Source organism: Pseudomonas sp. WS 5079 (genome assembly GCF_012985465.1).
Taxonomy (GTDB): Bacteria; Pseudomonadota; Gammaproteobacteria; order Pseudomonadales; family Pseudomonadaceae; genus Aquipseudomonas.
The window spans coordinates 35140-53747 of record NZ_JAAQWN010000006.1; the positions used below are offsets into that span (position 1 = coordinate 35140).

Consider the following 18608-nt stretch of genomic DNA (forward strand, 5'->3'; position numbering starts at 1 on the left):
AGGACCTCACCATGCAAGCGCTCAAATCATTGGCCGTGCTCGGCCTGCTGTTCGCCACCCAGCTCTCGGCCCATGGCCTGTGGACCGAACAACGCCGGGGCCATGTCGAGGTGGTCTACGGCCACGGTGCCGAGGATGAAGCCTTCAAGGCGAGGAAAGTCAGCGGCGCCTGGGCCTACGACGCCAGTGGCCGGATGATCCCGGTGACAGTGCAGCGTCTGGACGATCAGGCGCGCCTGCAACCGCTCAAGCCGCCTGCCGTGCTGGCGGTGGCCTTTGATAACGGCTTGTGGTCGCAAACCCCGGACAAGAAGTGGGTGAACAAGGGCCGCAGCCAGGTACCTGGCGCCGTTGAAACCACCCAGGCCCTGAAGTACAGCCTGGCGATCTATCAGGCCGGGGCCAAGCTGCCCAAGCTGGATCAATTGAGAATGGTGATTGTGCCCGAGGTCGACCCGCTGACCGTCGGCCCCGGCCAATCGCTGCCCGTACGGGTGCTGATCGACGGCAAGCCTGCCGCCGGGATCAAGTTGATTGGTGACTACCGCAGCGCGCCCAATACCCTGAGCACCGAGACCGACAAGGATGGCCGGGCCCAGGTACTGGTGCGCAACGAGGCATTGAATGTGATTGCGGCGCAGACAGAAGTGCCGGTCAAGGGTGACAGCCAGGTACAGGCCCGCGCGCTGTTCAGCTCACTGACCTTCCTCGGCCAGCCCCATCATGAGTGAACACCACTGAAGCCATGTGGGAGCCTGCTTGTGTAGGACTTGCCTGGGGCTGACTTGTGTGGGAGCTGGCTTGCCTGCGATAGCATCACCTTGGTATGAATGACACACCAAGGTGCCTGCATCGCAGGCAAGTCAGCTCCTACACAAGCCCCCACATTAGAGGCTGACAGGCGCTCTTTCGCACAAGGTATTGAGCGCCGCCGCCCATTGCGGATCATCATTGAGGCACGGCACCAGCACCAACTCCTCACCGCCGGCTTCGCGGAACTGCTCCAGGCCGCGATCACCAATCTCTTCCAGGGTCTCGATGCAATCGGCGACAAACGCCGGGCACATCACCAGCAACTTCTTCACCCCCTGCTGGGCCAAGGCCTCCAGGCGGGCCTCGGTATAGGGTTCGATCCACTTCGCCCGGCCCAGGCGCGACTGGAACGCCACCGACCATTTATCGTCCGCCAGGCCCATGCGCGCGGCAAAATCGCGGGCGACGCTGAAGCACTGCCCGCGATAACAGGTGGTGCGCACCTGCGGCGACGCATTGGCGCAGCAGTCGCCCGCGCCTTCCAGGGAATGCCCGGGGTTGAGCTTGTTCAGGTGCCGCTCCGGCAGGCCGTGGAAGCTGAACAGCAGGTGATCGTAATCCTGCTGCAAATGCGGCTTGGCACTGGCCACCAGGGCGTCGAGGTATTCCGGCTGGTCGTAGAACGGTTGCAGGATCGAGAACTGCAGGTTGAGCTGCTGATCGCGCACCACACGCCGCGCTTCTTCGATCACCGTGGTCACGGTGCTGTCGGCAAACTGTGGATACAACGGCGCCAGCGTGACTTTGTGGATACCTTGGCCAGCAAGGCGAGTCAGCACGCTCTCAATCGACGGCTCGCCATAGCGCATCGCCAGCTCCACCGGGCCCTGGGTCCACTGCGCAGTCATCTGCTGTTGCAGGCGACGGCTGAGCACCACCAGCGGCGAGCCTTCATCCCACCAGATCGAGGCGTAGGCGTGGGCCGACTGCTCGGGACGCTTGATCAGGATCAGCGACACCAGCAAGCGCCGGACCGGCCACGGCAGGTCAATCACATACGGGTCCATCAAAAACTGATTGAGGTAGCTGCGCACATCGGCCACCGAAGTGGACGCCGGTGAGCCCAGGTTGACCAGTAACAACGCGTGATCCGTCATGCAACATCCTATCTCTAGAGGCGGCTGGACAAGTCGTCCAGGGCCGCGTGCAACTCAGTGAACTGAAAAGTGAAACCGGCGGCCAACAACCGCTCGGGCAACGCCTTCTGCCCGCCCAGCAACAGCCCGGACAACTCGCCCAAACCCACCCGCAAGGCAAACGCCGGCATCGGCATGAACGCCGGGCGGTGCAGCACCTGGCCCAGGGTCTTGGCGAACTCGCGGTTACGCACCGGCTGCGGCGCGCAGGCATTATAAGGACCGCTGGCGTCAGGTTTGTGCAGAAGAAAATCAATCAGGGCGATTTGATCCTTGATATGCACCCACGGCATCCACTGCCGACCGTTGCCGATAGGCCCGCCCAGCGCCAGCTTGAAGGGCAGCAACAGCCGCGACAAAAAGCCGCCCTGCGCCGCTAGCACCAGGCCAGTACGCACCAGCACCACCCGCAGGCCAAAGGCTTCGGCGCGCTGGGCGGTTTCTTCCCAGGCAATGCATAACTGGCTGGGGAAATCGTCCTGCACCGGGCCGCTGGCTTCGGTCAGCTCGCGCTCACCGCCATCGCCGTACCAGCCCACCGCCGAACCACTGATCAATACCGCAGGTTTTACCGCCAGGCCTTCAAGCCAGGCCAGCAGGGTTTCCGTCAGGCTGATGCGACTGCTCCACAGCAGCGCCTTGCGTTTGTGGGTCCAGAGGCGGTCGGCAATCGGCGCGCCGGCCAGGTTGATAACGGCATCCACCGGCTGCGTCACGTCCTGCAAACGGGCCACGCCCTGCACCTGCGCACCGCATAACGTGGCGACCTGCGCGGGGTTGCGGCTCCAGACCGTCAACCGATGCCCCTGGGCGCTCCAGTGCTGGCAGAGCTGGCGGCCGATCAGACCTGTACCGCCGGTCAGCAAAATATGCATGAGATCTTCCTCCTGTAACGTTGGCCGGGCATCGCTGGTCTATTTTATAAGCAGGGATCTTTTTAATCGGCCGCGACCTGGGTTTAACCATAGGTCACGCGACACATTCAGGCATGCCGAAACTTATACCAAAAAACAATATTGTACAGCTATTGGTGTCGGCGTAGTCTGTACCCAACGGTAAAACGAGGCCTCCCATGACTGTTCCCATCGCGATCATCGGTACCGGCATCGCCGGACTTTCGGCCGCCCGAGCGTTAAAAGATGCCGGGCACGTTGTACAACTCTTCGATAAAAGCCGTGGCAGCGGCGGGCGTATGTCCAGCAAGCGCAGCGAGGCCGGCGCACTGGACCTGGGCGCGCAGTACTTCACCGCGCGCGACCGACGCTTCGTCAATGAAGTGCAACGCTGGCAAGCCAATGGCTGGGCCGCCGAGTGGGAACCGCAACTCTACAACTGCCAATCCGGCCAACTGAGCCCCTCCCCCGACGAACAGACCCGCTGGGTCGGCACCCCGCGCATGAGCGCCATCACCCGTGCATTGCTGGATGACCTGCCGGTGGAGTTTGGCTGCCGGATCACCGAAGTGTTCCAGGGCCAGCAACACTGGAACCTGCTGGACGCCGACGGCGGCAACCATGGCCCCTTCAGCCATGTGATCATCGCCACCCCGGCCCACCAGGCCACGGCATTGCTGGCGGCGGCGCCCAAACTGGCGAGCACGGCGGCCGGGGTAAAAATGGACCCGACCTGGGCTGTCGCCCTGGCCTTCGACACGCCGCTGGATACGCCGATGGAAGGCTGTTTCGTACAAGACAGCCCCCTCGACTGGCTGGCCCGCAACCGCAGCAAACCAGGGCGTGACGCCACGCCAGACACCTGGATCCTGCACGCCACCAGTGCCTGGAGCAAAAGGCACCTGGACCTGCCCAAGGAAGCCATCATCGAATTGCTCCACGGCGCCTTTGCCGAACTGCTGCATTGCAGCATGCCGGCGCCCTCCTTCAGCCTCGCCCACCGCTGGCTGTACGCCCGCCCGGCGGGCAGCCATGAATGGGGAGTGCTGGCGGATGCCGACCTGGGCCTCTACGTTTGCGGCGACTGGTGCCTGTCAGGCAGGGTCGAAGGCGCATGGCTCAGCGGCCAGGAAGCCGCGCGGCGCCTGCTTGAGCACCTGCAATGAAGCGCATCAACCCGGCGAAATTGCTGCTCTCGAAATGGACCGCCACCCAGCCTCGGCACAAGGAAAAGCATTTCCTGGTCACTGAGTTGTTTCGCGATGAACAAGGCCGCGTGCTGGAGATAGAACTGCAAGCGGTCCTGACCCGTCGCGCAGAGCGCCTGGCCTGGCAAAGCCTGCAAGATGCCGGGCAGTGGAAAATCGGCTGGCAGTAAAAACCTGTACAAATAATTTGACTTGTATAGCTTCAGACCTATGATGAGATTAAGTTGTACAGGAATTACATGCTGTACAGGAATCTTGTAGAGGTTTTGCCATGTCCACCCCTGTGTCCGCCACCGGCAAACCCAAGATCGCCATCAGCGCCTGCCTGCTCGGCGAGAACGTGCGCTTCAATGGCGGGCACAAACAATCCCCTCTGTGCAGCCAGACCCTCGCTGACTACTTCGACTTCGTGCCCCTGTGCCCGGAAGTGGCCATCGGCCTGGGCATCCCCCGTGAGCCGATTCGCCTGGTGGGCGACCCGCAGCAACCGCAGGCCGTGGGCACGGTGCACCGCGAACTGAACGTGACCGCCGCGCTGGACACCTACGGCCAGGACATGGCCGCCGAGCACACCGACCTGTGCGGCTACATCTTCATGCAGAAGTCACCGTCGTGCGGCCTGGAACGGGTCAAGGTCTACCGCGACAACGGCACCCCGGTGGATGGCGGCGGGCGCGGCATCTATGCCCAGGCATTCTGCGCCCGCCACCCCAATCTGCCAGTGGAAGAAGATGGCCGCCTGCATGACCCGGTGCTGCGCGAAAATTTCCTCACCCGGGTGTTTGTGTATGCCAGCTGGCAGCAACTACTGGCCGAGGGCTTGACCCGCCACCGCCTGCTGGCCTTTCACTCGCGCTACAAATACCTGCTGATGGCCCACAGCCCGGCCCACTACAAAAGCCTCGGCCATCTGCTGGGCAGCATGGGCAAGGGCTGCGACCTGCATGCCTTGGCCAGGGACTATTTCAGCGAGCTGATGAGTGCCCTGAAAAAGTGCGCCACCCGTGGCACCCATTCCAACGTGCTGCAGCACATCAGCGGCTATCTCAAGCAAGCCCTCAGCGCCGAGGACAAACAGGAGATGCAAACCCTGATCGGCCAATACCGCCACGGCATCGTGCCGCTGGTGGTGCCGCTGACCTTGCTCAAACATCACTTTCGCCAACATCCGGACCGCTACATCGCGCAGCAGGCCTACCTGCAACCGCATCCGGAAAATCTCAGCCTGCGTAATGCGATCTAACCCATGAATGCTTCCCTGCACCACCCCACCCACCCCGTCGAAGACGTCGCCCAGGCCCTGGAACAAGGCTGGCTGCCGATTCGCGAAGTGGCGCGCCAGACCGGGGTCAACGCCGTGACCCTGCGTGCCTGGGAACGGCGCTATGGCCTGATCGTGCCGCAGCGCACGCCCAAGGGCCATCGGCTGTTCAACACCGAGCATGTGCAGCGCATCCAGGCCATCCTGACCTGGCTCAACCGTGGCGTGCCGGTCAGTCAGGTCAAGCAGTTGATCGACAGCGCCCAGCCGGTGGACGACAGCGGCGAAAACGAATGGCAGGGCCTGCGCCAGACCCTGGTGCAAGCCATCAGCCAACTGGCCGAGCGCCGGGTCGATGATGTGTTCAACCAGGCCATGGCCCTCTACCCGCCGCGCACCCTGTGCGAGCAACTGTTGCTGCCGCTGCTCAAGGAACTGGAACAGCGCTGGCAAGGCCAGTTCGGCGCGCAGATGGAGCGGGTGTTTTTCCACTCTTGGCTGCGCAGCAAATTTGGCGCGCGGATGTATCACAACAATCGCCAACTCAGTGGCTCCCCGTTATTGCTGATCAACCATTGCGACCTGCCGCTGGAGCCGCACCTGTGGTTGAGCGCCTGGTTGGCCAGCAGCGCCGATTGCCCGGTGGAAGTCTTCGACTGGCCGTTGCCCACCGGCGAACTGGCCCTGGCGGTCGAACACCTGCAACCACGCGCCGTGGTGCTCTACTCCAGCAAGGCCATCAATCTGGCGGCGCTGCCGAAACTCTTGAGCGGCAGTAGTTGCCCAATCCTCATCGCCGGACCAACGGTGTGCATCCACCAGGCCGAGTTGGCGGTATTAACCCAAGACATCCCTGAACTGTTGCTGGCCGAAGACCCGTTGTCGGCCCATCAGCTCCTGATCCAGCGTGGGCTTCTTTAAATGCACCTGATCTGGCTGCGCAGCGACCTGCGCCTACATGACAACACCGCCCTCGCTGCCGCCTGCCAGCGTGGCCCGACGGCGGCGGTGTACCTGATCACGCCAGACCAATGGCTGGCCCATGACGATGCGCCGTGCAAAGTCGACTTTTGGCTGCGCAACCTCAAGTGTCTGGGCCTGGCCCTGGGTGAATTGAATATCCCACTGCTGATCCGCCACGCGGATACATGGGATCAAGTGCCACAGGTATTGGTCGAGCTGTGCCAGGCCTTGGCGGTCGAGACCGTCCACGCCAACGAAGAGTACGGGATCCACGAAAGCCGGCGTGATGCCGCCGTAGCCCAGGCCCTGGAAGCACAAGGGGTGTATTTTTACAGTTACCTGGACCAACTGCTGTTCCAACCCGGCAGCGTACTGACCAAGACCGGCACCTACTTCCAAGTGTTCAGCCAGTTTCGCAAGGTCTGTTACAACCGCCTGCACAGTGCCCTGCCACGCCGGGTGCCGACGCCCAAGGCCCAGGCGGCCTTGGCACTGGCCAGCGACGAGGTTCCCGAACAGGTCAGAGGATTCATCCCGCCCAGCGACACCCTGCGCGCCCTGTGGCCGGCCGGTGAAGACGAGGCACAGCGGCGCCTCGGGCAATTTGCCGATGCCCAGATCAGCTACTACAAGGACGAACGCGACTTTCCGGCCAAGCCCGGCACCAGCCAACTCTCTGCGTACCTCGCTGCTGGCGTGGTCTCGCCGCGCCAGTGCCTGCATGCGGCGCTGCAAAGCAACCAGGGTGAATTCGAAAGCGGCGATATCGGTGCAATCACCTGGATCAACGAGCTGCTGTGGCGTGAGTTCTACAAACATATCCTGGTGGGCTACCCACGGGTGTCGCGCCATCGTGCCTTTCGCCCGGAAACCGAAGCCGTGGCCTGGCGCCACGCGCCCGCCGACCTGGCCGCCTGGCAAGAGGCGCGCACCGGCCTGCCGATCATCGACGCCGCGATGCGCCAGCTCCTGGAAACCGGCTGGATGCATAACCGCCTGCGCATGGTGGTGGCGATGTTCCTGACCAAGAACCTTTTGATCGACTGGCGCGAGGGTGAGCGCTTTTTTATGCGGCACCTGATCGACGGCGACCTGGCGGCCAATAACGGAGGCTGGCAGTGGAGTTCGTCCACCGGCACCGACTCGGCGCCGTATTTCCGCATTTTCAGCCCGTTGAGCCAGTCCGAGAAATTCGACGGCGAAGGGCGTTTTATCAAGCAGTGGCTGCCGCAACTGGCGGGATTGAACAAAAAGGAAGTGCACAACCCCGACGCCGTCGGCGGCCTGTTTGGCGTGGCCGACTACCCACGGCCCATCGTCGACCTGAAGTCTTCCCGCGAGCGGGCGCTGGCGGCCTTTCGTGCCCTGCCCCCGCGCCAGGCGGCAGGAGGTGGGTATGAGTGATTTCCTGCGCCAGTTTGCCCAGTCTTTCGCCGGTCTTAACAAACACAACCTGCACCGGCTCGACAGCCTGTACAGCCAGGACATATCGTTTAGCGATCCACTGCACCAGGTCCACGGCATCAGCGCGCTGAATGCGTACTTCGCCGAGCTTTACAGCAACGTCAGGCAACTGCATTTTGACTTCCACGGCTTCGACCACGTGGCCGAAGGCGAGGGTTATCTACGCTGGACCATGAGTTTCTGCCACCCGCGCCTGGCGGGCGGCCAACAGATTCAGGTGCAAGGCTGCTCCCACCTGCTATGGCACGACAAGGTCTACCGGCACCGCGATTACTTTGATGCTGGAGCGCTGCTTTACGAACACCTGCCGGTACTTGGCCGGCTGGTCCGTTGGTTGAAAGGGAGAATGGCATGAGCCTGAAATCGCCACGCCGTTATTGGCTGACAGGAGCAAGCAGTGGCATCGGTGCCGCCCTGGCCGAAGAGTTGCTCGGCAGTGGCGCGCAGGTGGCGCTGAGTGCACGTTCCAAGGCGCCGCTGGAACAACTGGCCCAACGTTACCCCGGCCAAGTGCTGGTGGTGGCCGGAGACTTGACCAACAGCCAGGTCGTACGGGAAATCGGCGAGCAGATCGCACAGACCTGGGGCGCCCTGGACACCGTGATCCTGAATGCCGGTACCTGCGAGTACGTGGATGCCCGGCAGTTCGATGCGTCGATTATCGAACACGTGGTGCGCACCAACCTGCTGGCCAGCAGTTATTGCATCGAAGCCGCGCTGCCGCTGCTGCGTGCCGGTCACACCCCGCACCTGGTGGGGGTCGCCAGTGCCGTCACCTACCTGCCGATGCCCCGCGCAGAAGCCTATGGCGCGTCCAAGGCCGGCCTGCGCTACTTGTTCGAATCCCTGCGCATTGACCTGTCTCCCGAAGGCATTGATGTCACGGTAGTCAGCCCTGGTTTCGTCGATACGCCACTGACCGAACGCAACGATTTCCCCATGCCCCTGAGCTGGCCGGCCGACAAGGCCGCGCGGCATATTTTCGGCAAACTGGAAAAACGCCCGCTGGAAATCGCCTTCCCAGCGCTGTTCATCGCCACCCTGTGGCCACTGTCGAAACTGCCGAACCGCGCGCAACTGATCATCGGCAAACGCATGCTGCGCAGCCCGCCGCCGCAGAAGGACGACCTGTGAAGATCGCCATAATCGGCAGCGGTATTTCCGGGCTGACCAGTGCCTATCTGCTCAGCCGCCGTCACGACATCACGGTGTTCGAAGCCGCCGACCGGATTGGCGGCCATACCCATACGGTAGACGTGACCGTCGAGGGCACGCGGTATGCGGTGGACACCGGGTTTATTGTGTTCAACGACTGGACCTACCCCAACTTCATTCGCCTGCTGGGGCAGATCGGCGTGCCGTTCAAGCCGACCGAAATGAGTTTTTCGGTGTGCGACCCTGAGGAAAATGTCGAGTACAACGGCAACAACCTCAACAGCCTGTTCGCCCAGCGCAGCAATCTCCTGTCCCCGGGTTTCTGGGGCATGTTGCGCGACATCCTGCGTTTCAATCGCCAGGCGCCCCTGGATTTGCAGGAGCAGCGCATCAGCGCACAGATGACCCTGGGCGAATACTTGCAGGCGGGCAACTACGGCCCGCGGTTTATCCGCCACTACATCGTGCCCATGGGCGCGGCGATCTGGTCGATGCCCCTGGCGGACATGCTCGGGTTCCCGCTGCAGTTCTTCGTGCGGTTCTTCAAGAACCACGGCTTGCTGTCGGTGAACAATCGGCCGCAGTGGTGTGTGATCGAGGGTGGCTCCAGTCGTTACATCGAGCCGCTGACCCGCTCGTTTGGCCAGCAGATCCGCCTCAACTGCCCGGTGCAAAAAGTCGAGCGCACGCCAGAAGGCGTGGTTATCCACAGTGCCGATGGCCGTGAAATTTTCGACAAGGTCGTCTTCGCCTGCCACAGCGACCAGGCCCTGGCCCTGCTGGACGATCCCAGCCAGGCTGAACAGCAGATTCTTGGGGCGATAACCTACGCCGACAATGACGTGGCCCTGCACACCGACACCCGCTTGCTGCCCGATCGCCCCCTGGCCTGGGCCAGCTGGAACTATCGGATGGACGCCAGCACGCACAAGCCGGCAGCCGTCACCTATGCCATGAACATCCTGCAAGGCATCGACAGCCCCACCACCTTTTGTGTGAGCCTCAACCAGACGGCGATTATCAACCCGCTGAAGATTCTCGCCCGCTATACCTATGCCCATCCGCAATACAGCCTGGCGGCGGTGGCGGCGCAAGCGCGCTGGGAAGAACTGCATGGCGCCCGGCACACCTATTATTGCGGGGCCTACTGGGCCAGCGGTTTTCATGAAGACGGCGTGGTCAGCGCCCTGCGCGTGGCCCAAGCCTTTGGGGAAACCCTGTGAACAGCGCGCTCTACAGCGGCTGGATCGCCCACCGGCGCTTCACCCCCAAAGGCCATGCCTTTCGCTATCGCATCGGCCTGCTGTACCTGGATCTGAGCGAACAGGAACAGGTGCTGGGGCTGTCGCCCTTAGCAGGTCATGGCCGCTTCGCGCCCTTTGCGTTTCGCCAGCAGGATTACCTGCGTGAATTGACCCGCGACGGCACCTGCTTGATCGATGCCGTGCGCCAAGTGGTCGGCACGGCGCTGGGGCATACCCCCCAGGGCAACATCTGCCTGCTGACCCAGGCCCGCAGCTGGGGCCTGGCGTTCAACCCGGTGAGTTTCTTCTATTGCTTTGAGGCCGACGGGCAACTGGCGGCGATTGTCTGTGAAGTGACCAACACGCCATGGCGCGAGCGTTATCACTACGTGCTGCCGGCCCAGGCCCTGGCGGTTGGCGAGCATCAGCATTTCGCGGTGGCCAAGGCGTTTCATGTGTCGCCGTTTTTGCCCCGAGACCTGGAATACCGCATGAGCTTCAGCCCGCCGAGCCAGCGCCTGGGCGTGCATATGGCCGACTGGCAAGGCGAGACCAAGGTGTTCGATGCCACCTTGAGCCTGCAACGCGAAGCCCTCGACCGCGCCAGCCTGCATCGCTACTTGCGGCGCTTTCCGTGGATGACCGCCAAGACCTGCCTGGCCATCTACTGGCAAGCGCTGCGCCTGCTCTTTAAACGCACACCGATTTTTCCCCATCAGGCCGCCGATGGCGCCTGTGCAATTGGCTATCCCAAGGATCGTCGCCATGAAATCCCCTAGCTTATCGGTCAAATCCAACCGCCTGAACGTCAACGGCCTGACCGGCGCGCTGTTGCGCAAAGCCGTGCTGCGCCAACTCGGCAAGCTGCGCCATGGCCAACTGGTGGTGATCGAGGACGGCGAGCGCCAGGTGTTCGGCGCACGGGAAGCGCACTTGCTGGGGGAGATCCAGATCCTCGACCCGGCGGTGTGGGGCCTGGTGGCCGCCAACGGTTCCATCGGCGCCGGCGAGGCGTTTATCCATGGGTTCTGGAGCAGCCCGGACCTGACCGCCGTGGTGCGCGTGATGGTCAGCAACCTCGATGTCCTGGACGCCCTCGAAGGCGGCCTGGCCAAGCTGGCCCGCCCGCTCACCCAAGGCCTGCACTGGCTCAATCGCAACACCCGCAAGGGCTCGCAAAAAAACATCGCCGCCCACTACGACCTGGGTAACGACCTGTTCCAGGAGTTTCTTGACCCGACCATGATGTATTCGGCGGCGCAGTTCCTTACCGCCGACGACACGCTGGAGCAGGCACAACTTAACAAGCTGGAGCGCATTTGCCAGAAACTGGCACTCAAGCCATCGGACCACCTGCTGGAAATCGGCACCGGCTGGGGCAGCATGGCCCTGTATGCAGCGCAGCAGTACGGCTGCCAGGTCACCACGACCACCTTGTCCAAGGAGCAATTTGCCTACACCGAACAGCGCATCCAGGCCTTGGGGCTGCAGGACCAGGTGACGCTGCTGTTGCAGGACTACCGCGACCTGAGCGGGCAGTACGACAAGCTGGTGTCCATCGAAATGATCGAGGCCGTGGGCCATCGTTTCCTGCCCACCTACTTCAAGCAATGCGCGCACTTGCTCAAGAGCGACGGGTTGATGCTGTTGCAGGCCATCACCATTCGCGAACAACGTTATGAACAGGCCAAGGGCAGCGTCGACTTCATCCAGCGCTACATCTTCCCCGGCGGTGCCTTGCCCTGTGTACAGAAGATGTTGCAGATCGTCAGCCGCGACACCGATATGAACCTGTTGCACATGGAGGATTTCGGCCTGCATTACGCGCGAACCTTGCGCTTGTGGCATGAGAACTTTCGCCGCGCCCACGGTCGACTGACGGAACTGGGCTACGACGAATACTTCCTGCGCTTGTGGGAGTTCTACCTGTGCTACTGCGAAGGCGGCTTTATGGAACGCACCATCGGCACCGCGCAGTTGCTGCTGGCCAAGCCCTGCGCGGTGACACAACCGTTGCTCGGGCGCTTCAATGCTTAAAAACCTGGCCAACGCCGCGTTGTTCCAGTGCGGTTGGTTTGCCTGTGTGATCGGTGGTGACAGCCTGTGGTTGTTGGTCGGGCTGGGCGTGCTGGCGGTCCACCTGCTGTGGATAACTTCGTGGGCCGTTGAGTGGCGGTTGATCTTGAGCGTGACCGTGCTGGGCACCCTGCTGGACACGCTGCTGCGCACGCTCGGGGTGTTTGAATTCAGTGATCCAGGCCCGTTGATTCCTGCGTGGCTGATCCTGCTGTGGGCGCTGCTGGCGACCACCCTACGCCACTGCCTGGCCTGGAGCGCCCGGCCCTGGTGGCGCGCAAGCCTGCTCGGAGCTGTGGGCGGGCCGCTGTCGTACTACGCCGGCAGCCAGTTGGCCGGTGTGAGCTTCGGGTTTGCCACCGTGCCAACCCTGGTGGCAATCGCGCTGCTGTGGGCTGTGGTATTTCCTGGCCTGCACCGGCTCGCGCGCTGACGTTTGTCAGAGCTTTCACACGCGCTAGACCGGCTTGCCTTACACTGCGCGCCTATGACCACCATCCCGCACACCCAAATCACCGAACCTGCCGTCACCTGCTCCACGTGCGCAGCCTGCTGCTGCCAGCTGGAAGTCATGCTGATCACCGACACTGGCGTGCCTGATCGCTTTATCGATACGGACGATTGGGGCGGCGAAGTCATGCTGCGCCTGGACGACGGCTGGTGCGCGGCGTTGGATCGCGACACGATGATGTGCACGATCTATGAGAAACGACCGCTGATCTGCCGGGAATTCGAGATGGGCGCGCCGGAGTGCCTTGAAGAGCGCCTGGGGATTGCGACGGTCTACCGCTGATCCCAGGGCAAATGTGGGAGCTGGCTTGCCTGCGATAGCATCACCTCGGTTTGTCTGAAGCACCGAGTCGTCTGCATCGCGGGCAAGCCCGCTCCTACATGGGTTCTGCTGTGCTGGGGAAAATCAGAGCGGCATGGTGTAGTTCAACGAATAGCTCTCGATACCATCGTTGTGGCTGCTGATGCCAGCGTTGGAATAGTGCGTGGCACGGATCCCCACCTGGTGCCCACCGGCAAAGCGCAAGCCAAAGCCCAGGCGGTCTTCGAACTGGAAAGCGCCGCCAATGTTGTTGTCTTCGACCCGGCTGCGTGAGAACAGCGCCACCCCGATCCCCGCTTCTATGTAGGGTTTGACCGACTCACCGGCAAATTCATACACAAACACCGGCGAAAACGACAGGCTGCTGACACTCGCCCGTTCGTCACCGTCCCAGAAGGTATAAGCGCCGCTCCAGTAGCCAGTCAGGCGCCCCACATCGCTCTGCCACCAGCTCTTGTCCCAGTCCGATTGCAGGCCCAGACGATAAGTCATGGTCGAATCGCTGGTATGCCCCACCGCAAACTCCAGGCCGGCAGCCTGGGCCGAAACCGAGTGTCCCACCACGACGGCCGCAATCGCAGCCAAACAGAACAAGCGCCTCATAAGAAACATCCTTTCCAAACGAAGTTGTATGGTTTTGTACTGCTCATCAAGAGCTATAGAAATCACGGACAACGCAGAAGTTCAGCCGGAAAACCCGCTATTTCACGAATTTTTCACAGGGCGAAGCTTCGCACAACGCCGCTGAATTTCCATAGTGTGGGTAGGATATTTCTGAGATGTTGCGGATCACCGCTGGTCCACAACTGCGCGGCCCGAGGATTGCCCTCGGCCAGCAGTTGACGCTCACCCAGCAGGCGTTGCAGTTGGCGCGCCACGGCCGCCCCGGTGTCGATCAGGATGATCGACGGTGGCAGCATCGTCGCCAGCAGTGGCTTGAGGAAAGGATAGTGAGTGCAACCAAGGATGATGGTGTCGCATCCGGCCTCGACCAGCGGCGCGACATAACCTTGCAGCATCTGGCACAGCGCCGGGCTGTCCAGGTCGCCGGCTTCGATCAGCTCCACCAGCCCCGGGCATGGCTGGGTAATCACCCGCACGTCGGTGGCAAAACGATCCAGCAGCGCAGCGAACTTGGCACTTTGCAGGGTGCCCGTAGTGGCCAGCACCCCGACCACACCGCTGCGGGTTGCGGCGGCGGCTGGCTTGACCGCTGGCTCCATGCCCACCAGCGGCCAGTCCGGGTAATCACTGCGCAAATCCGCGACCGCCGCCACGGTTGCCGTGTTGCAGGCAATCACAAAGGCCTTGGCGCCCTGCCCACGGAAAAACTCTGCGACCACCCGCGAACGTTCGCGAATGAATGCAGGGGTTTTCTCGCCATAGGGGATATGCCCGCAATCTGCCACGTACAGCAGCGATTCATGGGGCAACAACCGATGAATTTCGTCCAGCACCGACAGACCGCCGACACCGGAGTCGAACACACCAATCGGTGCATCCTTAACCATGCTGGCTACCGCAGACGCTGCAACCGGGGTCGCGCTTGACCCGCAGTTCGCGAAAACGTGTGCCCAGGGCGTCGATCAACAGCAGGCGCCCAACCAGCGGTGTGCCAAAGCCAGCCAGCAGCTTCAGGGCTTCCAGGGCTTGCAGGCTGCCGACCAGGCCTACCAATGGGCCGGCGACGCCGGCTTCGCTGCAGGTCAATTCGGTATCGCTGCCGTGCCCATATAAACAGTGGTAGCAGGGGCTTTCCGGGCGGCGTGGGTCGAACACCGAGAGCTGGCCTTCGAGGCGAATCGCCGCGCCGCTGACCAGGGGCTTGCCAGCCGCCACGCACGCCGCGTTCACCGCCTCACGGGTGGTGAAGTTGTCACAGCAGTCGAGCACCAGGTCCACATCGGCCACGGCGGCGGCCAGCGAGTCGGCGTCCAGCGCCGTGCGATGGGCAACCAGCCGGACCTCGGGGTTGATCGCGCTCAGGCGGCGGATGGCCGAGTCCACTTTGCTCAGGCCAACGCTGTCGGTGTCGTGGATGATCTGGCGTTGCAGGTTGGTCAGGTCGACGGTATCAAAGTCCGCCAGATGCAGCTCACCCACGCCGGCAGCCGCCAGGTACAGGGCCACCGGGGCACCGAGGCCGCCGAGACCGACGATCAGCACGCGGCTGTTTTTCAGGCGCAACTGGCCGTCGATGTCCACCTGTTGCAACAGGATCTGTCGGCTATAGCGCAACAGCTCCTGATCGGTCAGCACGGCCGGCGCCCCAGGCTGATGCGCTCGTGGCCGCCGAGGTCGATACGGCTGTGGACCTCTTCGAAACCTTGGGTCAGCAGCAAGTCACGCACGGCCGGGGCCTGGTCATAACCGTGTTCGAGCAGCAACCAGCCACCAGCCTCCAGGTGCTGCGGCGCCTGGGCGATGATCAGGCGCAGGTCGTCCAGGCCATCGTGGCCGGCCACCAGTGCGCTGGCCGGCTCGAAACGCACATCGCCCGCCACCAGGTGCGGATCGCTGTCGGCAATGTAGGGCGGGTTGCTGATGATCAGGTGATAGGTGTGATCTTTCAGGGCGCTGAACCAGTGACTGTTAAGCACCGTGACGTTATCCAGGTGCAAGCGCTGGCGATTGCGCTCGGCCAGGGCCACCGCTTCGAGCACGCGATCCACCGCCGTCACGCGCCAGGCCGGGCGCTCGCTGGCCAGGGCCAAGGCGATGGCGCCGCTGCCAGTGCCCAGGTCCAGGACAGTGGCCGGGGTGGCGGGCAACAACTCCAGGGCTGCTTCCACCAGCAACTCGGTGTCCGGGCGTGGGATCAGGGTGTGCGGCGCGACTTCCAGGTCGAGCTTCCAGAAGCCTTGCTGGCCGAGGATATAGGCCACCGGCTCACCGCTGCGGCGACGTTGCAGGTAATCGGCAAAGCGCAGCGCGTCTTCGCTGTTGACGATTTTTTCCGGCCAGGTGTGCAGGTAGCTGCGGGACTTGCCCAAGGCAGCGGCCAGCAGCAATTCGGCGTCCAGGCGGGCGGTAGGCGAATCTGGCAGGTCGGCGGCGCGCAACAAGCTGGCAATAATGGTCATTTATTCACCTATCGCGGCCAGTTGGTCGGCCTGGTATTCGGCGAGCAACGGCTCGATCACTGCGTCCACGCCACCGGCAAGGATTTCGTCCAGGGAATACAGGGTCAGGTTGACCCGATGGTCGGTGACCCGGCCCTGGGCGTAGTTATAGGTGCGAATGCGCTCGGAGCGGTCACCCGAGCCCACCAGCAACTTGCGCTCGCTGGCAATTGCGTTGGCCGCGGCGCTGGTCTGCTGGTCGTTGAGCTTGGCCGACAACCAGGACATGGCCCGCGCCCGGTTCTTGTGCTGGGAACGCTCTTCCTGGCACTCCACCACAATGCCGGACGGCAAGTGGGTGATGCGGATCGCCGAGTCAGTCTTGTTGACGTGCTGGCCACCGGCGCCCGATGAGCGATAAGTGTCGACGCGCAAGTCCGCCGGGTTGATTTCGATGGCTTCCTGCTCGTCCGGTTCTGGCAATACCGCCACGGTGCAGGCCGAGGTGTGGATACGGCCCTGGGACTCGGTGGCGGGCACACGTTGTACGCGGTGCGCGCCGGATTCGAACTTCAGCTTGCCGTAGACGTTCTCGCCTTCGACGCGGGCGATGATTTCCTTGTAGCCGCCGTGCTCGCCTTCGTTTTCGGAGAGGATTTCCACGCGCCAGCCGCGCCGCTCGGCATAACGCGAATACATGCGAAACAGGTCGCCGGAGAAGATCGCCGCCTCGTCACCGCCGGTGCCGGCGCGGATTTCCAGGAAGACGTTGCGCCCATCGTTAGGGTCTTTGGGCAGCAGCATGCGTTGCAGGTCGCCTTCGAGCTCGACGAGCTTTTCCTTGGCTTCGCGGACTTCTTCCACGGCCATTTCACGCATGTCCGGGTCGCTGTCCTTGAGCAGCGCCTGGGCGCCTTCGAGGTCGGCCTGCACTTTGAGCAGTTGCGAATAGGTGGTCACGATCGGCTCAACTTCGGCGTATTCCTTGGAATAGGCACGGAACTTGGTCTGATCGGAAATAACCTCGCCGTCGCCGAGCAAGGCGGTCAGTTCTTCGAAACGGTCCTGGAGCACGTCCAGTTTATTGAGCAGTGACGCTTTCATTGCAGTTTTTTATCCGAAGAGCTGTCTGACGCGCCCTCACCGAGGGCAAAGAGTTCCTGGGCCATGGCCAGCGCATCGAGGCGGCCTTCGGCTGTCAGTTTTTTAAGCTGTACGCTGGGAGCATGCAACAGCTTGTTGGTGAGGCCACGGGCCAATTGCATCAAGATATCTTCAGCGTTGCCGCCATTGGCCAGCAGGCGCTGGGCCTTGATCAATTCCTCGTCACGCAGGCGCTCGCCTTGCTGGCGATAGGCCTTGAGCACATCCACCGCGGCCAGCTCGCGCAGGCGCACCATGAAGTCATCGGCGCCGATCGCGACCATTTCCTCGGCGGCCTGGGCAGCGCCCTGGCGGCTCTTGAGGTTTTCGGCGACCACTTCGTGCAGGTCGTCGACGCTATAGAGGTAAACGTCGTCCAACTCGCCGACTTCCGGCTCGATATCCCGGGGAACGGCGATATCCACCATGAAAATCGGCTTGTGCTTGCGCAGCTTCAGCGCGCTTTCCACCGCGCCCTTGCCAAGGATCGGCAACTGGCTGGCGGTGGAGCTGATGACGATATCGCTGCGCACCAGTTCCGCCGGGATGTCGGCGAGCAGCACCGCGTGGGCGCCGAACTCTTCGGCCAGGATGCTGGCGCGCTCCAGGGTTCGGTTGGCCACCACAATCCGCTTGACCCCCAGGTCATGCAGGTGCCGGGCGACCAGGGTGATGGTCTCGCCGGCGCCGATCAGCAGGGCCTGGCTGCGTTGCAGGTCGCTGAAGATCTGCTTGGCCAGGCTGACAGCGGCGAATGCCACGGAGACCGGGTTTTCGCCAATCGCCGTATCGGTACGCACCTGCTTGGCCGAATTGAAGGTGGCCTGGAACAGACGCCCCAGCAACGGCCCCACGGTCCCGGCTTCACGGGCCACGGCGTAGGCCGATTTCATCTGGCCGAGGATCTGCGGCTCGCCCAAAACCAGGGAGTCGAGCCCGGATGCCACACGCATCATGTGACGAACTGCCGCATCATCTTCATGCACATAAGCGCTGGCGCGCAGGTCATCCAGGCTCAAATGATGGTAATCAGCCAGCCAGCGCAGCACCCCATCCGACGAAAGATGTTCCTGCTCTATATAGAGCTCACTGCGATTGCAGGTGGAAAGGATCGCAGCTTCGCGGCTGTCGGTGAGCCGGCACAGCTGCTGCAAAGCCTCAACCAACTGCTCCGGGGTAAACGCCACGCGCTCGCGGACGTCTACAGAAGCAGTCTTGTGGTTGATACCCAGAGCAAGGAAGGCCATTCAATATCGCTGATGATGTCGAGAAGCCGACAATTGTCCTACTTCGACTCATCCAGAACAACCACCGTCGTCTATTGTCCTAATGCCTTGTGTCTATAAAGGCGCCAATTG

The 18608-nt window shown here is 62.5% G+C and carries 21 protein-coding genes; 13 read left to right on the top strand and 8 right to left on the bottom strand.

Translation table 11 applies throughout. The features are described from left to right. Positions 1 to 11: 11 nt before the first annotated feature. Complete coding sequence (locus HBO05_RS16765) at positions 12 to 731, top strand: DUF4198 domain-containing protein (RefSeq protein WP_172313468.1); 720 nt, start codon at positions 12 to 14, stop codon at positions 729 to 731. Between the two features lie 156 nt (positions 732 to 887). On the opposite strand, the gene hemH is transcribed toward HBO05_RS16765, so the two are convergent. After that, the gene (gene hemH / locus HBO05_RS16770) at positions 888 to 1910 is read right to left on the bottom strand and encodes a ferrochelatase (RefSeq protein WP_172313470.1); all 1023 of its coding nucleotides are present in this window, start codon (positions 1908 to 1910) and stop codon (positions 888 to 890) included. Between the two features lie 14 nt (positions 1911 to 1924). Beyond that, positions 1925 to 2824 carry a TIGR01777 family oxidoreductase gene (locus tag HBO05_RS16775; protein ID WP_169954874.1) on the bottom strand — a complete coding sequence of 300 codons (900 nt, stop codon included), beginning with the start codon at positions 2822 to 2824 and terminating at the stop codon, positions 1925 to 1927. 197 nt (positions 2825 to 3021) lie between these two features. On the opposite strand from HBO05_RS16775, the gene HBO05_RS16780 reads away from it, so the two are divergent. The 12 genes from HBO05_RS16780 to HBO05_RS16835 all read left to right on the top strand — a co-directional run bounded on the left by HBO05_RS16780 (position 3022) and on the right by HBO05_RS16835 (position 13006). Then, on the top strand, positions 3022 to 4008 hold the full coding sequence (locus tag HBO05_RS16780) for an FAD-dependent oxidoreductase (RefSeq protein ID WP_169954873.1): 987 nt from the start codon (positions 3022 to 3024) through the stop codon (positions 4006 to 4008). Continuing rightward, positions 4005 to 4220, top strand: a complete 216-nt coding sequence (locus HBO05_RS16785; RefSeq protein WP_169954872.1) for a TIGR02450 family Trp-rich protein — start codon at positions 4005 to 4007, stop codon at positions 4218 to 4220. The genes HBO05_RS16780 and HBO05_RS16785 overlap by 4 nt, the downstream gene beginning before the upstream one ends. Before the next feature lie 101 nt (positions 4221 to 4321). Next, positions 4322 to 5293 (top strand): DUF523 and DUF1722 domain-containing protein, encoded by a 972-nt coding sequence (locus HBO05_RS16790; RefSeq protein WP_169954871.1) that lies wholly within the window; start codon positions 4322 to 4324, stop codon positions 5291 to 5293. A gap of 3 nt (positions 5294 to 5296) precedes the next feature. Continuing rightward, a complete protein-coding gene (locus HBO05_RS16795; RefSeq protein WP_172313472.1) occupies positions 5297 to 6232 on the top strand; it encodes a MerR family transcriptional regulator in 936 nt (311 codons plus the stop codon). After that, positions 6233 to 7678 carry a deoxyribodipyrimidine photo-lyase gene (gene phrB, locus HBO05_RS16800; RefSeq protein WP_172313474.1) on the top strand — a complete coding sequence of 482 codons (1446 nt, stop codon included), beginning with the start codon at positions 6233 to 6235 and terminating at the stop codon, positions 7676 to 7678. It abuts the gene before it with no gap. Beyond that, the gene (locus HBO05_RS16805; protein WP_170058577.1) at positions 7671 to 8093 is read left to right on the top strand and encodes a nuclear transport factor 2 family protein; all 423 of its coding nucleotides are present in this window, start codon (positions 7671 to 7673) and stop codon (positions 8091 to 8093) included. The genes phrB and HBO05_RS16805 overlap by 8 nt, the downstream gene beginning before the upstream one ends. After that, the gene (locus HBO05_RS16810; RefSeq protein WP_170043033.1) at positions 8090 to 8872 is read left to right on the top strand and encodes an SDR family NAD(P)-dependent oxidoreductase; all 783 of its coding nucleotides are present in this window, start codon (positions 8090 to 8092) and stop codon (positions 8870 to 8872) included. The genes HBO05_RS16805 and HBO05_RS16810 overlap by 4 nt, the downstream gene beginning before the upstream one ends. After that, on the top strand, positions 8869 to 10116 hold the full coding sequence (locus HBO05_RS16815) for an FAD-dependent oxidoreductase (protein ID WP_170043034.1): 1248 nt from the start codon (positions 8869 to 8871) through the stop codon (positions 10114 to 10116). The genes HBO05_RS16810 and HBO05_RS16815 overlap by 4 nt, the downstream gene beginning before the upstream one ends. After that, positions 10113 to 10916 carry a DUF1365 domain-containing protein gene (locus HBO05_RS16820; protein ID WP_169954865.1) on the top strand — a complete coding sequence of 268 codons (804 nt, stop codon included), beginning with the start codon at positions 10113 to 10115 and terminating at the stop codon, positions 10914 to 10916. The genes HBO05_RS16815 and HBO05_RS16820 overlap by 4 nt, the downstream gene beginning before the upstream one ends. Then, positions 10903 to 12174: a cyclopropane-fatty-acyl-phospholipid synthase family protein gene (locus HBO05_RS16825; RefSeq protein WP_169954864.1), complete on the top strand. Its 1272-nt coding sequence runs from the start codon at positions 10903 to 10905 to the stop codon at positions 12172 to 12174. Before HBO05_RS16820 ends, HBO05_RS16825 begins: the two co-directional genes overlap by 14 nt. After that, the gene (locus tag HBO05_RS16830) at positions 12167 to 12646 is read left to right on the top strand and encodes a DUF2878 domain-containing protein (protein ID WP_172313476.1); all 480 of its coding nucleotides are present in this window, start codon (positions 12167 to 12169) and stop codon (positions 12644 to 12646) included. Before HBO05_RS16825 ends, HBO05_RS16830 begins: the two co-directional genes overlap by 8 nt. A gap of 54 nt (positions 12647 to 12700) precedes the next feature. Continuing rightward, entirely contained in the window at positions 12701 to 13006 is a 306-nt protein-coding gene (locus tag HBO05_RS16835) for a YkgJ family cysteine cluster protein (protein WP_169954862.1), read from the top strand. 123 nt (positions 13007 to 13129) lie between these two features. Here HBO05_RS16835 and HBO05_RS16840 read toward each other — a convergent pair whose 3' ends face one another. From HBO05_RS16840 to hemA, 6 genes are all read right to left on the bottom strand, one after another. Continuing rightward, positions 13130 to 13648: an acyloxyacyl hydrolase gene (locus HBO05_RS16840; RefSeq protein WP_169954861.1), complete on the bottom strand. Its 519-nt coding sequence runs from the start codon at positions 13646 to 13648 to the stop codon at positions 13130 to 13132. A 113-nt stretch (positions 13649 to 13761) separates the two neighbouring features. Continuing rightward, positions 13762 to 14556: a glutamate racemase gene (murI, locus tag HBO05_RS16845; protein ID WP_170043036.1), complete on the bottom strand. Its 795-nt coding sequence runs from the start codon at positions 14554 to 14556 to the stop codon at positions 13762 to 13764. Continuing rightward, positions 14549 to 15304 (bottom strand): molybdopterin-synthase adenylyltransferase MoeB, encoded by a 756-nt coding sequence (locus tag HBO05_RS16850; RefSeq protein WP_169954859.1) that lies wholly within the window; start codon positions 15302 to 15304, stop codon positions 14549 to 14551. The genes murI and HBO05_RS16850 overlap by 8 nt, the downstream gene beginning before the upstream one ends. Beyond that, the gene (prmC, locus tag HBO05_RS16855) at positions 15298 to 16128 is read right to left on the bottom strand and encodes a peptide chain release factor N(5)-glutamine methyltransferase (protein WP_169954858.1); all 831 of its coding nucleotides are present in this window, start codon (positions 16126 to 16128) and stop codon (positions 15298 to 15300) included. Before prmC ends, HBO05_RS16850 begins: the two co-directional genes overlap by 7 nt. Next, entirely contained in the window at positions 16129 to 17211 is a 1083-nt protein-coding gene (gene prfA / locus HBO05_RS16860; protein ID WP_169954857.1) for a peptide chain release factor 1, read from the bottom strand. Next, the gene (gene hemA, locus HBO05_RS16865; protein WP_169954856.1) at positions 17208 to 18497 is read right to left on the bottom strand and encodes a glutamyl-tRNA reductase; all 1290 of its coding nucleotides are present in this window, start codon (positions 18495 to 18497) and stop codon (positions 17208 to 17210) included. Before hemA ends, prfA begins: the two co-directional genes overlap by 4 nt. Between the last annotated feature and the right edge of the window lie 111 nt (positions 18498 to 18608).

Bases quoted from the DNA above. Each gene is read 5' to 3' on its own strand.
- HBO05_RS16830 (WP_172313476.1), top strand. From the start codon at position 12,167: ATGCTTAAAAACCTGGCCAACGCCGCGTTGTTCCAGTGCGGTTGGTTT.
- HBO05_RS16825 (WP_169954864.1), top strand. From the start codon at position 10,903: ATGAAATCCCCTAGCTTATCGGTCAAATCCAACCGCCTGAACGTCAAC.
- hemH (WP_172313470.1), bottom strand. From the start codon at position 1,910: ATGACGGATCACGCGTTGTTACTGGTCAACCTGGGCTCACCGGCGTCC.
- prfA (WP_169954857.1), bottom strand. From the start codon at position 17,211: ATGAAAGCGTCACTGCTCAATAAACTGGACGTGCTCCAGGACCGTTTC.
- HBO05_RS16805 (WP_170058577.1), top strand. From the start codon at position 7,671: ATGAGTGATTTCCTGCGCCAGTTTGCCCAGTCTTTCGCCGGTCTTAAC.
- HBO05_RS16835 (WP_169954862.1), top strand. From the start codon at position 12,701: ATGACCACCATCCCGCACACCCAAATCACCGAACCTGCCGTCACCTGC.
- HBO05_RS16810 (WP_170043033.1), top strand. From the start codon at position 8,090: ATGAGCCTGAAATCGCCACGCCGTTATTGGCTGACAGGAGCAAGCAGT.
- HBO05_RS16840 (WP_169954861.1), bottom strand. From the start codon at position 13,648: ATGAGGCGCTTGTTCTGTTTGGCTGCGATTGCGGCCGTCGTGGTGGGA.
- murI (WP_170043036.1), bottom strand. From the start codon at position 14,556: ATGGTTAAGGATGCACCGATTGGTGTGTTCGACTCCGGTGTCGGCGGT.
- hemA (WP_169954856.1), bottom strand. From the start codon at position 18,497: ATGGCCTTCCTTGCTCTGGGTATCAACCACAAGACTGCTTCTGTAGAC.
- HBO05_RS16785 (WP_169954872.1), top strand. From the start codon at position 4,005: ATGAAGCGCATCAACCCGGCGAAATTGCTGCTCTCGAAATGGACCGCC.
- HBO05_RS16775 (WP_169954874.1), bottom strand. From the start codon at position 2,824: ATGCATATTTTGCTGACCGGCGGTACAGGTCTGATCGGCCGCCAGCTC.
- HBO05_RS16765 (WP_172313468.1), top strand. From the start codon at position 12: ATGCAAGCGCTCAAATCATTGGCCGTGCTCGGCCTGCTGTTCGCCACC.
- HBO05_RS16795 (WP_172313472.1), top strand. From the start codon at position 5,297: ATGAATGCTTCCCTGCACCACCCCACCCACCCCGTCGAAGACGTCGCC.
- HBO05_RS16790 (WP_169954871.1), top strand. From the start codon at position 4,322: ATGTCCACCCCTGTGTCCGCCACCGGCAAACCCAAGATCGCCATCAGC.
- phrB (WP_172313474.1), top strand. From the start codon at position 6,233: ATGCACCTGATCTGGCTGCGCAGCGACCTGCGCCTACATGACAACACC.
- HBO05_RS16780 (WP_169954873.1), top strand. From the start codon at position 3,022: ATGACTGTTCCCATCGCGATCATCGGTACCGGCATCGCCGGACTTTCG.
- prmC (WP_169954858.1), bottom strand. From the start codon at position 16,128: ATGACCATTATTGCCAGCTTGTTGCGCGCCGCCGACCTGCCAGATTCG.